The sequence below is a fragment of the Mesorhizobium sp. M0633 genome (assembly GCF_040320645.1).
Lineage (GTDB): Bacteria > Pseudomonadota > Alphaproteobacteria > Rhizobiales > Rhizobiaceae > Mesorhizobium.
This window is the reverse complement of sequence record NZ_JAMYQC010000036.1, coordinates 40603-54275: the sequence shown is the minus strand read 5'-3', so window position 1 is coordinate 54275 and position 13673 is coordinate 40603. Positions and strand designations below refer to the sequence as shown.

The window sequence follows — 13673 nt, the reverse complement described above, 5'->3', positions numbered from 1 at the left end:
ATTTTCGATCAGCGGATCGGCGGAGCGTACTGCAGGCCACCCTTGGTCCACAGCGCGTTGATGCCGCGGGCGATCTTCAGCGGGCTGCCGGAGCCGACATTGCGTTCGAACATCTCGCCGTAATTGCCGACGGCCTTGACGATGTTGACGACCCAGTCGTTGGAGACGCCTAGATCGGTGCCGATCTTGGTGTCGGCTTCCTGGCCGAGCACGCGCTTGATCTCGGGATTGTCCGAGTTCTTCATCTCGTCGACATTGGCCTGGGTGATGCCCAGTTCCTCGGCGTTGAGCAGCGCGAAATAGGTCCACTTGACGATGTGGTACCACTGGTCGTCACCCTGGCGCACGGCCGGCCCAAGCGGCTCCTTGGAGATGATCTCGGGCAACACGACGTGGTCGGCCGGCGAGCTGAGCGTCAGGCGAATGCCGTAGAGACCCGACTGGTCGGTGGTGTAGACGTCGCAGCGGCCGGCGTCATATGCGGCGTTGACCTCATCCAGCTTTTCGAAAACGACGGGGTTGTACTCCATCTTGTTCGACTTGAAATAGTCGGCAAGGTTGAGCTCGGTCGTGGTGCCGCTCTGCACACACACCGCCGCGCCCGAAAGCTGCAGTGCCGAATTCACGCCCGGAAGCTTCTTGGCGTTGATCATGAAGCCCTGACCGTCATAATAGGTGACGCCGACGAAGTTCAGGCCAAGCGCCGTATCGCGGTTGATGGTCCAGGTGGTGTTGCGCGACAGGATGTCGACCTCGCCCGACTGCAGCGCGGTGAACCGCTCCTTGGCGCTGAGCGGCGTGAACTTGACTTTGGTGCCATCGCCGAAGACGGCGGCCGCCACGGCGCGGCAGAAATCCACATCGATGCCTTTCCATTCACCCTTGTCGTCAGGCGCCGCGAAGCCAGCAAGACCCGTATTGGTGCCGCACTGGATGAAGCCTTTCGCCTTGACATCGTCGAGCGTGCTCGCCGATGCGGCCGAAGCCGCGAAGCCAAACGCGGCGGCGCCCAAAAGGCCGATTGCAATGTGTTTCATGACCCACAGACCCTTTTCTGTTTTTTCCAGGCGAACCTGACTTTTTCCCGTGTGAACGCAGCTAAGTATCCCGGCCCGTTACCGGAATCCCGCATCGTCACCGACGCGCTGCCTCCCATTCACGAACAACATCGAAGGCGATTATTCCTGTGAGGTCAAGGGAAATGACCAAATCCGAAAGACTTTGAAAACCAACCGCCTGAAATGCCTGAAATTGCAGACAAACGCGCTCGCAAATTGGTCAGCGCGCCAATAAAGCCGGCAAAGTCCGACCGTGAGTTGCCAAGCGCACTTGGCAGCCTTCCCGCGGATCCACGGCTCGTTGCTGAATTGGCATATTCAAGACCTTGGCCTGGCGAGTGCGGTGCGGTTGCGCGGCCAATGCCGCCGCACTATGGCTAACGACCAACCCATGGGACGAAAAGCAATGGCAAAAGACGACAGCGAGATGGGCGTCAACACGCGGCTCGCCCATTCCGGCAACAACCCGCATGACTATTTCGGCTTCGTCAATCCGCCGGTGGTGCATGCCTCGACCGTGCTTTATCCCAATGCTGCGGCGATGGCTTCACGCAGCCAGAAATACACCTACGGCACGCGCGGCACGCCGACTACCGATGCGCTGAACGGCGCGATCGATGCGCTGGAAGGCTCCGCCGGCACGGTCGCGGTGCCGTCGGGCCTGGCGGCGGTGACGCTGCCGCTGCTCGCCTTCCTGTCGGCCGGCGATCATCTGCTGATCGTCGATTCCGTCTATCACCCGACCCGCAACTTCGCCGACACGATGCTGAAGCGGCTCGGCATCGAGGTCGAGTATTACGAACCGCGCATCGGCGCCGGCATCGCGGCGCTGATCAAGCCCAATACCAAGGTGGTGTTCACCGAATCGCCGGCCTCCAACACTTTCGAGGTGCAGGACATACCGGCCATCGCCAAGGCAGCGCATGCCGCCGGCGCCATCGTCATGATGGACAACACCTGGGCGACGCCGCTCTACTTTCGCCCCCTCGACCATGGCGTCGACATCTCGATCCACGCGGCGACGAAATACCCGGCCGGCCATTCCGACGTGCTGCTCGGCACGGTGTCGGCCAACGCAGCCTGCTGGAAGCAGCTTTGCGAGACGTTCAACACGATGGGCTGCTGCGCCGGGCCGGACGACGTCTACCAGGTGCTGCGCGGCCTGCGCACCATGGGCGTGCGGCTGGAGCACCATCAAAAGAGCGCGCTTTCCCTCGCCGGCTGGCTGGAGGGTCAGCCGGGCGTAGCGCAGGTGCTGCATCCGGGGCTGCCCAGTCATCCCGACCACGCCATATGGAAGCGCGATTTTTGCGGATCGAGCGGCATCTTCTCGATCGTTCTCGCGGGCGGCGGACAGAAGCAGCAGCACGCCTTCCTCGACGCGTTGAAGTTTTTCGGCCTCGGCTATTCCTGGGGCGGCTATGAGAGCCTTGCCGTGCCGGTATTCCTTGGCGACCGCACCATCGCCAAGGGCCCGTATGACGGGCCGCTGGTGCGCCTGCAGATCGGGCTCGAGGATGTAGGGGATTTGAAGGCCGACCTGGCGCGCGGGCTGGCGGCGGCCGCTGGGGCCTGAGCCAGCACCTTTTCAAACTGAGTCAGAAAATCGGCGTAACAGCCTGGAAAAATTGCGATCCTGAGCGATATCATGGCGACCGATCGACCGATGATACGGCTCTACAAAATAGAGGCGGCGGCGTGGTGAAGGCGGTAGAATAGCCTCTGCCAGTCCTTGACACGGATTGAGGCTGGCCGGCGGGATCGGTCGGGAACCTTTTGTCGGCCGATGCATCCAATGTCGCGATGAGAAGCCTATCAGGAGATCGGCCATGCCTGCTGCGTTGACGGCAACGCCCGCCGCTTCCGGCGATATGCAGCTTGTCGGCCGCGCGCTGGCACGTGATGGCGATGCATTCCGCACCATCATCAAGACGCACAACCAAAGGCTCTACCGCATCGCCCGAGGCGTCGTGCGTAACGACAGCGAGGCCGAGGACATCGTCCAGGAGGCCTATGTCAGCGCCTTTGCCCATCTCGAGGCCTTTCGCGGCGATGCCTCGCTCGCGACGTGGCTATCGCGTATCGTCATCAACGAAGCGCTCGGTCGCTTGCGCAAAAGGCGGCGAATGGTAGCGATGCCTGAAAACCCGCAAGCCGAAATCATCCGGTTTCCCCTCAACCCGAGCGACGATCCGGAGCGGACGATGGCGCAACGGCAGATCCTTGAGCTTGTCGAACGGGCAACCGACAGTCTTCCCGATGTCTACCGGATGGTGTTCGTGGCGCGCGTCATCGAGGGATTGAGCATCGAGGAGACCGCCGAACTGCTTGGCGTGCGGCCAGAAACCATCAAGACCAGGCTGCACCGCGCCCGCGCGCTGGTGCGCAAGGCGCTGGACGACCAGATCGGCCCGGTGCTGCTCGACGCCTTTCCCTTCGCGGGCCGGCGCTGCGAACGGCTGACCAATGCCGTGATGCAGCGGCTTGGTCTTTCCGGATAGGCCGCGCCGATTTTCGCGGGAACGTTTGGCGGCGACCTGCATCCAATGAGCATCACTGAAAACGAAGCCCGATGCAGTTCCGCGTCGGGGCGAAGGAGAGCATCATGTTTATTCGATCGACCACGGCACTGGCCGCAGTTTTCCTGCTTAGCGCAGCGCCCTTGTCGCAAGCTGCCGACAAACCGACCGATCCGCAGATCGCACATATCGCCTACACAGCGGGCGTGCTTGACGTCGAGGCGGCCAAGCAGGCGCTGAAGAAATCGAAGAACAAGGAGGTCGTGGATTTCGCCAAGGACATGGTGCGAGATCACGAGGCGGTCAACAAACAGGCTCTCGACCTGGTCAAGAAGCTCAAGGTCACGCCTGAGGACAACCCCACCAGCAAGGCGCTGACCAAGGCGGCGGCCGAGGAACGTGCCAAGCTTGCCAAGCTCAAGGGCGCGGCGTTCGACAAGGCCTATGTCGCCAGCGAAGTGGCCTACCACAAGCAGGTCAATGGCGCGCTCGAAACACTGCTGATTCCGTCGGCCAGCAATGCCGAGTTGAAGAGCCTGCTGGAAACCGGCCTGAAAATATTCCAGGGTCACGAACAGCACGCCGAACACGTCGCCGGCATGCTGAAGTGAGGATTGGGCCAATGATGTCGAGGCGGCATCTTTGGGTTGCGCTGGCATTGGCCTTGGGTGCCGCGCCGGCCAAGGCCGAAACCATCGAGGTGACGATCGACAAGCTTGTGTTTTCGCCGGCAAAGATCGAGGCGAAGGTCGGCGACACGATCAGGTGGGTAAACAAGGACGTGTTCGCCCACACGGCAACCGTCAACGGCGCCTGGGAATTGATGATCCCGCCGAAGAAGGCGGCGAGCCTGACGGTGAAGAAGGCGGAATCGGTCGATTATTTCTGCCGCTTCCATCCGAACATGAAAGGCCATCTCACGGTGACGTCGCCCTGACTGGCTGATGCATGTCGCGCAAAAGTGTGCAGCGGTTTTGCGTTAACGACATGCATAAAACAAGAGCCTAAAGCGCGCCGCATGAGGCCGTCGAATGCGACGCGCTTTAGGCCGCCAGCCATGCCGTCCCTACAAGAAGCGTGACCAGCGTCAACGGAAGGCCGACCTTGAAGAAGGCGATGAAGCCCAGCGGTTTGCCGGAGACCCGCGCGTGCTCGGCAACGATCAGATTGGCGACCGAGCCGAGCAGCGTGAAATTGCCGGCCAGCGTCGAGCTCATGGCGACGACTAGCCAGGCCCGCTCGGGGTTTTCCAGTCCGGGCACGAACGGCTTCAGCGCCAGCACGGCCGGGACATTGCTCATGATGTTGGACAGCACTGCGGTGAAACCGGACAGCCGCCAGATATCATTCAGCCCGAGGTCCTTTGCCGAAGCGACGATGTCGGGCGTCAGCAGCGTCTTCTCCGCTCCGGCGACGACGATGAACAGCCCGGCAAACATGAACAGCAGCGGCCCATCGATCTCGCGATAGATGCGCTCAGGTTTGATGGCGCGGGTCAAAAGAAGAATGGCGCCGCCGATCAGCGCTGCCTTGGCGACTGGAACGCCGGCGAAGAAGGCGATCGCCAAACCGACACAGACGACCACCGCCTTCACCACCTGCCCCGGCAGCATGCGGCCGCGATAGACTTCGGGGCTGAGCTCGGCCTTGCGCGAAAATTCGGCGCGGTAGACGATGCGGATGATGACGATGACGGCGACGAGGCCGAACGCCGCGACCGGCGCCAGCGCCGCCGAGAAGGCCGGATAGGAAATCCCCGACAGCGCGCCGATGACCATGTTCTGCGGATTGCCGGTGATGGTGGCGACGCTGCCGCAATTCGAGGCCGTGGCGGTGGCGATCAGATAGGGAACCGGGTTGCGGTTGATGACACGGGTGACATGGACGACGATCGGCGCCATCACCAGGCAGATGGCGTCGTTGACCAGGAACGCCGACAGAACGCCGGTCAACAGCGTCACCATCACCAGCAGCATGAACGGCGCATGCGCATGCTCGATGGCGAACCCGCCGAGCGCGCGAAAGGCGCCCGACACTTTCAGATGCGCCACGACGATCATCATGCCGAGCAGAAGCGTGATGGTGTCGAAGCTGATGGCGCGGTAGGCGTCCTCCATGTCGAGCGCGCCGATGGCGATCATCGCCGCACCGCCGAGCAGCGCGATCCCTGCCCGGTCGAGGCGCAGCCCGGGTATCCTGCCGATTGCAACGCCGGCATAGGTCAGGACAAGGATCAGCAGTGCCGCCGCGCCCATCGCTGTCATGTGTTGGAAAATCCTGTGCGACTGGCGAGTGAACCTGTCCGGAATGGACCCTGAAAATATTGGCGATCCCGACAGGATTCGAACCTGTGACCATCGGCTTAGAAGGCCGGTGCTCTATCCAGCTGAGCTACGGGACCGCTGGCCGGCCGCACGACCGGCTGATTTGTTCTTGGCGCCGGCACGGGCCGGCATGGCCGTCAATGCGTCCAGGGCGTCCTGCGGTCATAGCGGAAATTCTCCGCATAGGAAATCTGGCGGCGCTTGATTTCCTTCGGCTCCTCGACGCGAAAAGCCAGCCCTTCCTTCTCGGCATAGGCGACCGCCTCTTCCCTGGTGTCGAAGGTCAACCTGATCTGGCTTCGCATGTCGCCGGACGTGGTGTAGCCCATAAGCGGATCGATCTTCTTGCGCTGCTCCGGATCGAATTCCAGCACCCAATAGCCGGTCTTGGCCTTGCCGGACTGCATCGCGGTTTTGGCTGGGCTGAAAATGCGGGCTGACATGACCACCTCATTGCTGGTTGCAAGCACACGACCCCGAGACCACATTACTGTTCTCTGGCCATGCACTAGCCCGTCATTACTGCGCAATGCCGCCGGCAGCAAGGCCGATGGCTTTTTACGCTTGCTTTGGCGGGCCGAAATCACTAGGCAACAGACCGTTCGGAGTGTAGCGCAGCCTGGTAGCGCATCTGGTTTGGGACCAGAGGGTCGGGAGTTCGAATCTCTCCACTCCGACCATTCATCAAGCAAATCTCGTCGGCAGGGCAAGCGGATCACGCTCGAGTGTGTCTCCCGTCGCCGGTCATGTTTAAGCGACGGACGGACAGCACGAGCCCGCGCTGCCCGTCCGATATGCAAGCCGTCAGCCCTGGATGAAGGCCAGCAGATCCGGATTGATGATCTCCGGATGCGTGGTGCACATGCCGTGCGGCAGGCCCTTGTAGACCTTGAGCGTGCCGTGCTTCACCAGCTTGGCCGCAAGCAGCGCAGAATCGGCGATCGGCACGATCTGGTCGTCGTCGCCATGCATGATCAGGACGGGCACGTCAATCTTCTTGAGATCGTCGGTGAAGTCGGTCTCGGAAAAGGCCTCGATGCAGTCGTAATGGGCCTTGGCGCCGCCCATCATGCCCTGGCGCCACCAATTGTCGATAGCCCCTGGCGAGACCTTGGCGCCCTCGCGATTGAAACCGTAAAACGGGCCGGCCGGCACATCCCTGTAGAACTGGGCGCGGTTGGCGACCAAAGCGGCGCGAAAGCCGTCGAAGACCTCGATCGGCAGGCCACCCGGATTGCTGTCGGTCTTGACCATGATCGGCGGCACGGCGCCGATCAGTACCGCCTTGGCAACGCGGCCGCCACCGCCATAAAGCGCGACGTAACGGGCCACCTCGCCGCCACCGGTCGAATGGCCGATGTGGATCGCATCCCTGAGATCGAGATGCGCCGCCAGCGCCGCAACGTCGGCGGCGTAGGTGTCCATCTCATTGCCGGTCGCGGTCTGCGACGAGCGGCCGTGGCCGCGGCGGTCATGTGCGATGACGCGGTAGCCCTTTTCGAGGAAGAACAGCATCTGGTTGTCCCAGTCGTCTGAGCTCAGCGGCCAGCCGTGATGGAACACGATCGGCTGGCCCTTGCCCCAATCCTTGTAGAAAATCTCGGTGCCGTCATGGGTGGTGAATGTGCTCATCGTCCTACTCCTTGATGGAAAAGTTGGGGGTAACAGGGAAGCTTTTAGCCCCCTTCAGCTGGACAAATTATAACAGTGCGGCCAGGGTGAGCATTGGCAAAACGGACATTCAACGTGGCAAAACTGACAAATGACGGCTGCGCGTGATCTGATCGAAATCGGCCTTGTCTTGTATCCCGGCGTGCAGGAAGCAGCCGTGCTCGGCCTGACCGATCTTTTCATGCTGGCAAACCGGCTGGCTGTCGAGCGGTCGCCCGAGGCGGCGAGGCTTCGCGTCAGTCATTGGCAATTGGAGGACGCGGGCCACACCGTAGTCCGCACCTTCGACAGCGACCCCGGCGCCGACAATGAACCAGCCATGGTTATCCTCCCGCCGACCTTGGGAGATCCGATCGCTCGGGGAGCAGCCGCGCCCTATGCCGGCTGGCTCAGGGATCGCCACACGGCAGGCGCGACGCTCGGTTCGGTCTGTGCCGGCGCCTTCGTGCTTGCCGAGACCGGCCTGTTGTCCGGTCGCGCGGCCACGACGCACTGGGCCTATCGCGACGCGCTGGCGCTACGCTTTCCAGACATCCTGCTCGACGCCGACAGGCTGGTTATCGATGATGGCGATATCATCACCGCCGGCGGCTACATGGCCTGGACCGATCTCGGCCTGAAGCTGGTGGACCGGGTGCTCGGGTCAACCGTCATGATGGACACAGCCCGTTTCATGCTGATCGATCCGCCGGGCCGCGAGCAACGTTTTTACAGCCCGTTTGCGCCGCGATTGACCCATGACGACGAAGCGATCCTCAAGGTGCAGCATTGGCTGCAGGCGAACGGCGCGCGCGACGTGACGCTCGGCGCCATGGCAGAGCATGCCGGGCTGGAGGAGCGGACTTTTCTGCGGCGCTTCCGCAGCGCCACCGGCCTCAAGCCGACCGAATATTGTCAGCACCTGCGCGTCGGCAAGGCGCGCGAGATGCTGGAAACCACGATGCGATCGATCGACCAGATCGCCTGGGAGGTCGGCTATGACGATCCCGGCTCCTTCCGCAAGGTATTCGCCAGGATAACCGGCCTCGTGCCTGGCGATTACCGCCGGCGCTTTGGCGTGGAACAAGCGGCGCTTGGGGGAGACGATCGGTCTGAAACGGTAGCGAGGCTAGAGCAATGACGGACCGACCAATCGCGACCTGCGATGAGTGCGGCAGCACATATTTTTCCGACAGCAGCGCAATGGCCAATCTATGTGCCGAATGCGCATCTCTGCTCTATGGATATCCAAACTGCGAACATAATTTCGAAAGCGACCGATGCACGGCCTGCGGGTGGGACGGCTCTCGATCAAAATACGTCGCCGATATTATTTCCAGGCAAGACCGACAGCGTTGAGAATATCGCTATCAGCTGGCGAGAAAATCACACTTCAAGGCGACTGGTCGGATCGCCGCATATGGCAAGCTCGCCGGGAAGAGAACCCCAACCGCCCCATCTCCCGGCGAGCCTACTACCTGATTTGATACGCAATCAGGACCGGGATTAGCCGGCAAGCTGTCAGGTGCAAGACAGATGCCAGGTTTGTTTCCCGAAATGAGACACCGGCCGAGGTAAGAACTAGGTATATGCACCTTCCCCGGCCCAGCCAAAAACCATTGGCCGTAGTTCTTCAAGGGCGGCTTGCAGCATTTCGGGAGACGCGTGGCGTTCCTCTCTGGCACCCCATTGTGTAGCGCTTTTAGGATCCAGCACCGACGCCACAATGGTTACGTTGCCGTTGACGTCAGGCAAATTGAGCCACAACTGAGCACGACGATTGCCATTCTTGTCGTAAACCCAGATAGAACGGACATCGTCGTCGCGATATTTAGTGGCGACCCGTATTCCGTGCCGATTTGCCCACGACATCAGAAACGGATCAATGATGTCGTATGCACTGAATTCAGACGTCATTTTGTATCCTCTAAATCTCGAACTCGCCCTGCCCTTCGTCCATGGCGCTGACGGTCTCGGCGGCGAGCGCGCGGGTGATCGGCGTCTTGCGCTCGAGCGCGGTGCGGTCGAGCCGTTCGACCACGCGCATGGCAGTGGCCAGCGAGCGCTCGATGCGGCGCACCAGATATTGCACGACATGCGGCTCGACCTCGACCTGGCGGTCGGCGAACAGCTTTGTGATGACGCCGGCCAGCAGAAGATCGTCGGGTTCGTGGATCTCGACGGTCGCCGCCGCCTTCAGCCGCGACGCCAGGTCGGGCAGCCTGACGCCCCAGGCGGACGGGAAGCGCCGCGCCGTCAACAGCAAGGTCGAGCCGGCGCCGCGCACCGCGTTGATCAGGTGGAAGAGGCCGTGCTCATCGATCGGTTCCGCATCGATATCGTCGATCAGGGCCGGATGCGGGCCGAGGTTTTCGATGCACTCGCCGATGCGGCCGGCCTCCACTTTCACGGCGTCGGCGCGGATCCGCCAAATCGAGGCCAGATGGGTTTTCCCCGAGCCGGCCGGCCCGGCCAGCACAACGACCGGCGACGGCCAGTCCGGCCAGCGGTCGACAAGCGCCGCCGCCTGGCTGTTGGTGCTGGAGACGACGAGCTCGTCGCGCGAATAGCCGGTGCCGTGGCCTAGATCGAGCGGCAATTGACGCGGCGGATCGATCTTGTCCGGCATCTGGCTCAACCGCGCGCGCCCCCGCGGCGCCGCACCTGCAGCGGCGGCACCGGCTCGTCGGCATGGCCCTTGTAGAGCGGCGATTCCAGATAGCGGGCGATGGCGAAACGCACCAGAACGGCAACGGCGGCGGAAGCCGGCACGGCAATCAGCAGGCCGACGAAGCCGAACAGCGCGCCGAAGGCAAACAGCGCAAACATCAGCCATACCGGATGCAGGCCAACGCTTTTGCCGACCAGCCTGGGCTGCAGGATGTTGCCCTCGATGAACTGGCCGACGAAGAACACACCGGCCACCGCCGCGATCATGGTCCAGTCTGGCCAGAACTGGACGAAGGCGACGCCGACGGCCAGCACCAGGCCGGTCAGCGAGCCGACATAGGGGATGAAGGAGATCAGCCCGGCGAACAGACCGATGAGGATGCCGAAATTCAGGCCCGTCAGTGTCAGGCCGGTGGCGTACATGGCGCCGAGCACCAGGCACAGCGTGCCCTGTCCGCGCACGAAGCCGGCGGTTGCCGTGTTGATGTCCCTGGCGATCGTCCTGACGGTCTTGACGTAATCGCGCGGCACCCAGCTGTCGACGATTGCCACCATGCGGTCCCAGTCGAGCAGCATGTAGAAGGCGACGACCGGCGTTACCACGAACAGGCTGACGACCGAGACCAGCGCCACGCCGGAGCTCCAGATCGAGGTGAAGACGGTGGTCAGGAGGCCGAAGCCGGAGGTCAGCAGCGAGTTCAGGCCTTCGCGCAGCCCGTTGGCGTCGACGCCGAATTTTTCTTCCAGCCATTTCGGGTCGAAGCTGGTGATCAGGCCCTGCAGCCGGGTCAGATAGTCCGGCAGCTTGCTGGCGAAATCAGCCATCTGCGAGGCGAGCACCGGAACCAGGATGACGACGGCCAGCACCAGGACGACGATGAAGGCGATCAGGATGACCACCGTTGCCATCAGCCTGGACAGGCCGAGCCGCTCCAGCCGGTCGGCCACAGGATCGAGGAAATAGGCGAGCACCATGCCGGCGACGAACGGCAGAAGGATGCCGCTGAAGACATAGAGGAAGACGGCGAGGATGATGGCGCTGACCAGCCAGAAGCGGATCTGCCGGCGAAACGACGCCGATGCCGCAGCCTCCGCTGCCGCGGCTTCGGCCTCGGCGTCGATGGACCGTTCGTCAGGTGCCCGGTGGTCAGGTGCCCCGCGTTCAGGTGCCGGGTGTGGAGCCTTCGCCATAGCCGCTCATATGCCTCAGCCAAGCCACGAGATAGGCCGCGGCCGAAGCCACGGTCAAGACCCCGGACAGCAATATGAGGGCCGGCCTCAGCGGATCGAGACGGATGTCGAAGGCGAGTTCGCCCAACACCACTGCCGCCAGCACGATCTGGATCGCGGTGTTGGCCTTCGACACCAGGAGCGGCTTCATCTCGACGGGATGCGCCATGACGGTGGACAAAAGCACGGCGCAGACGATCAGTGCGTCGCGCGACACCATGGTAACGACCAGCCACAGCGGCAGTTCGCCGCTGAAGCCCAGGACCACGAAAACCGAGACCAGCAGCAGCTTGTCGGCCATCGGATCGAGATAGGCGCCGAGCCTGGAAAATTGATTGAAATGGCGGGCGATGAAGCCGTCGACGCCGTCGGAAATGCCGGCAATGAGGAAGCCGGCAAACGCCCAGTCCCAGCGTTCCTGCAGCATGGCCAGCACCACGGCCGGCACCAGCACGAAGCGCATGATCGTGATCATGTTGGGGATGGTCAAACGCATATCCCGTCGCTCTTGTTTGTCGATACATGATGGAGATGGAGGGTTACGGCAAGTGAGAAGCGACACCGAAGCTGCCAATCTCCCCACGAGGGCGCCAGCAATGAAATAGTTCAAGACCAATGTCGATTTCGGGGAAACTCATTCGTCTCACGATAGGAAGCCGAAGAATTCGCCCAGGCAAGGAAACGGACGCGATGACAATCACTATCACAGCATTTGAACGATCGCCCGATGGCGGCAAGGGACTGGCGCGTGATACGCGCGTTCGCTGGGCGCTCGAAGAAGTGGGGCAGCCGTATGAGGTTCGTCTTGTTTCCTTCGCAGAGATGAAGGCGCCTGAACATCTGGGCATCCATCCCTTCGGCCAGATCCCCACCTATGAGGAAGGTTCTCTCTCGCTGTTCGAGACCGGCTCGATCGTCTTTCATCTTGCTGAGCAGCATGCGGGATTGCTGCCGAAGGATCGCAATGCCCGCGCGCGTGCGATCACGTGGATGTTTGCCGCACTTAACACCGTCGAGCCGCCGATCCTCGAATTAACGACGGCAAGAATATTCGAACGTGACAAGCCTTGGAGCGAGGAGCGCTTGCCGTTGGTAAAGGACCGTGTTCGCGCTCGGCTGGACAAACTCTCGGCCCACTTGGGCGTCGCCGACTGGCTCGATGATACGTTCAGCGCAGGCGATTTATTGATGGTATCGGTGCTGCTGCGACTAAGAATGTCAGGCATTTTGGACGAATATCAAAACTTGGCTGCCTATGTAGCGCGCGGGGAAGCTCGGCCGGCTTATATCCGGGCTTTCGCCGCGCAATTTGCAATCAACGCAGAGGGGGCGTGAAGAATAGCCAGCGTTGAACTAACCAAATGGAAGCGAGCCCGAAGCGCGCTATCCTTTGGCCGTTAGGAAACAAGGCGCGCTGTGGATGGACTAATAGGCCGCTAGCAAGGCACGATGCGCAACAGAGAGGGAGTGGAACCTTGTCTTTGGCCGTTGGCGAAGCGCGTAAGTATCTCGATACGTTCATGACGGGACATGGCTTTCGCCGCATCCGGAAAGGCGTCTTCGAAGTCGACCGGAGCGACGATATCAGCCTGATTCTCGAAGAGGCCTTTACTGCAAGCCATGGCGATGTTCATTTGAACATGCTCGTTTACCTGGACTTTCTTACCGTCAGGCCGTTGCTTGAAAGGCTGTACGGCAAAAAATGGATCTGGCCCGGACTGTCGCAGTTTCATCCTGAAACGATATTTAACAATGAGCTGAAAGCTTATGCTCGTTACTTCGAGCACCTTGACCAGACGAGCATAGATAGGTTGCTGGGGAAATATGTCGAGCTGGCGCGAAGGATCAGGGCTCAGAACCCGGACCTCGCCAGTTACGTCGCCGGACATAGCGAGTTGCTCGACAAACCTTACGAATTCACACAGCCCTTCGCAGTTCGAATCCTCGCGCTGATTGCCTGCGAAATCGAACTTGGGCACTACGAGCGGGTTAAGCAGGCTGTGCACTGGATTCGAACGAACAATGGCGGAATAGCGCTGAGCGGCTACGCCAAGGCACAACTCGACCGCGTCGACATGGTTCTGGCGGAACGAGAGGGGCGTCCATAAGGGGGCAGCTTGGGCGACTGTCCACTCCTTTGTCGAGCCAAGACCGTCTGATCCCGCCGTCATCCTTGCGAGGTGCGGCCGTTCATGCGAAGAGCCCGTGAAGCGACAGCCTAT

At 61.6% G+C, this 13673-nt stretch carries 15 protein-coding genes and 2 tRNA genes; 8 read left to right on the top strand and 9 right to left on the bottom strand.

Annotated features, from left to right (window positions below):
• Window positions 1-8 precede the first annotated feature (8 nt).
• Entirely contained in the window at window positions 9-1037 is a 1029-nt protein-coding gene (locus NKI47_RS28740; protein ID WP_023677635.1) for an amino acid ABC transporter substrate-binding protein, read from the bottom strand.
• A gap of 427 nt (window positions 1038-1464) precedes the next feature.
• Between NKI47_RS28740 and NKI47_RS28735 the strand changes: the two genes are divergently transcribed.
• The 4 genes from NKI47_RS28735 to NKI47_RS28720 all read left to right on the top strand — a co-directional run bounded on the left by NKI47_RS28735 (window position 1465) and on the right by NKI47_RS28720 (window position 4514).
• The gene (locus NKI47_RS28735; protein ID WP_023677636.1) at window positions 1465-2634 is read left to right on the top strand and encodes a cystathionine beta-lyase; all 1170 of its coding nucleotides are present in this window, start codon (window positions 1465-1467) and stop codon (window positions 2632-2634) included.
• 253 nt (window positions 2635-2887) lie between these two features.
• Entirely contained in the window at window positions 2888-3559 is a 672-nt protein-coding gene (locus NKI47_RS28730; protein ID WP_023677637.1) for an RNA polymerase sigma factor, read from the top strand.
• A gap of 104 nt (window positions 3560-3663) precedes the next feature.
• Entirely contained in the window at window positions 3664-4188 is a 525-nt protein-coding gene (locus NKI47_RS28725; RefSeq protein WP_023677638.1) for a DUF4142 domain-containing protein, read from the top strand.
• A 14-nt stretch (window positions 4189-4202) separates the two neighbouring features.
• Window positions 4203-4514: a cupredoxin domain-containing protein gene (locus tag NKI47_RS28720; protein ID WP_352594431.1), complete on the top strand. Its 312-nt coding sequence runs from the start codon at window positions 4203-4205 to the stop codon at window positions 4512-4514.
• Window positions 4515-4620: 106 nt separating this feature from the next.
• Here the strand turns inward: NKI47_RS28720 and NKI47_RS28715 are convergent, their stop codons facing one another.
• From NKI47_RS28715 to NKI47_RS28705, 3 genes are all read right to left on the bottom strand, one after another.
• Window positions 4621-5841 carry an anion transporter gene (locus NKI47_RS28715; protein ID WP_352594422.1) on the bottom strand — a complete coding sequence of 407 codons (1221 nt, stop codon included), beginning with the start codon at window positions 5839-5841 and terminating at the stop codon, window positions 4621-4623.
• Window positions 5842-5901: 60 nt separating this feature from the next.
• A tRNA-Arg gene (locus tag NKI47_RS28710) sits at window positions 5902-5978 on the bottom strand.
• Window positions 5979-6038: 60 nt separating this feature from the next.
• On the bottom strand, window positions 6039-6344 hold the full coding sequence (locus NKI47_RS28705) for an ETC complex I subunit (RefSeq protein WP_023677641.1): 306 nt from the start codon (window positions 6342-6344) through the stop codon (window positions 6039-6041).
• A 160-nt stretch (window positions 6345-6504) separates the two neighbouring features.
• On the opposite strand from NKI47_RS28705, the gene NKI47_RS28700 reads away from it, so the two are divergent.
• Window positions 6505-6581 (top strand) — tRNA-Pro (locus NKI47_RS28700).
• Between the two features lie 124 nt (window positions 6582-6705).
• On the opposite strand, the gene NKI47_RS28695 is transcribed toward NKI47_RS28700, so the two are convergent.
• Entirely contained in the window at window positions 6706-7533 is an 828-nt protein-coding gene (locus tag NKI47_RS28695; protein ID WP_352594421.1) for an alpha/beta fold hydrolase, read from the bottom strand.
• 130 nt (window positions 7534-7663) lie between these two features.
• Between NKI47_RS28695 and NKI47_RS28690 the strand changes: the two genes are divergently transcribed.
• Window positions 7664-8692, top strand: a complete 1029-nt coding sequence (locus tag NKI47_RS28690) for a GlxA family transcriptional regulator (RefSeq protein ID WP_352594420.1) — start codon at window positions 7664-7666, stop codon at window positions 8690-8692.
• Window positions 8693-9132: 440 nt separating this feature from the next.
• Here the strand turns inward: NKI47_RS28690 and NKI47_RS28685 are convergent, their stop codons facing one another.
• The 4 genes from NKI47_RS28685 to NKI47_RS28670 are packed head-to-tail and all read right to left on the bottom strand — an operon-like array spanning window position 9133 to window position 11941.
• Window positions 9133-9468, bottom strand: a complete 336-nt coding sequence (locus NKI47_RS28685; protein ID WP_352594419.1) for a hypothetical protein — start codon at window positions 9466-9468, stop codon at window positions 9133-9135.
• A gap of 10 nt (window positions 9469-9478) precedes the next feature.
• Window positions 9479-10180, bottom strand: a complete 702-nt coding sequence (gene hdaA, locus NKI47_RS28680) for a DnaA regulatory inactivator HdaA (RefSeq protein ID WP_352594430.1) — start codon at window positions 10178-10180, stop codon at window positions 9479-9481.
• A 5-nt stretch (window positions 10181-10185) separates the two neighbouring features.
• Window positions 10186-11412 (bottom strand): AI-2E family transporter, encoded by a 1227-nt coding sequence (locus NKI47_RS28675; protein ID WP_031212006.1) that lies wholly within the window; start codon window positions 11410-11412, stop codon window positions 10186-10188.
• On the bottom strand, window positions 11384-11941 hold the full coding sequence (locus NKI47_RS28670) for a CDP-alcohol phosphatidyltransferase family protein (RefSeq protein ID WP_023677645.1): 558 nt from the start codon (window positions 11939-11941) through the stop codon (window positions 11384-11386). The genes NKI47_RS28675 and NKI47_RS28670 overlap by 29 nt, the downstream gene beginning before the upstream one ends.
• 200 nt (window positions 11942-12141) lie before the next feature.
• On the opposite strand from NKI47_RS28670, the gene NKI47_RS28665 reads away from it, so the two are divergent.
• Window positions 12142-12786 (top strand): glutathione S-transferase family protein, encoded by a 645-nt coding sequence (locus tag NKI47_RS28665; RefSeq protein ID WP_352594418.1) that lies wholly within the window; start codon window positions 12142-12144, stop codon window positions 12784-12786.
• A 140-nt stretch (window positions 12787-12926) separates the two neighbouring features.
• A complete protein-coding gene (locus tag NKI47_RS28660; RefSeq protein ID WP_352594417.1) occupies window positions 12927-13559 on the top strand; it encodes a hypothetical protein in 633 nt (210 codons plus the stop codon).
• The last annotated feature ends 114 nt before the right edge of the window (window positions 13560-13673 follow it).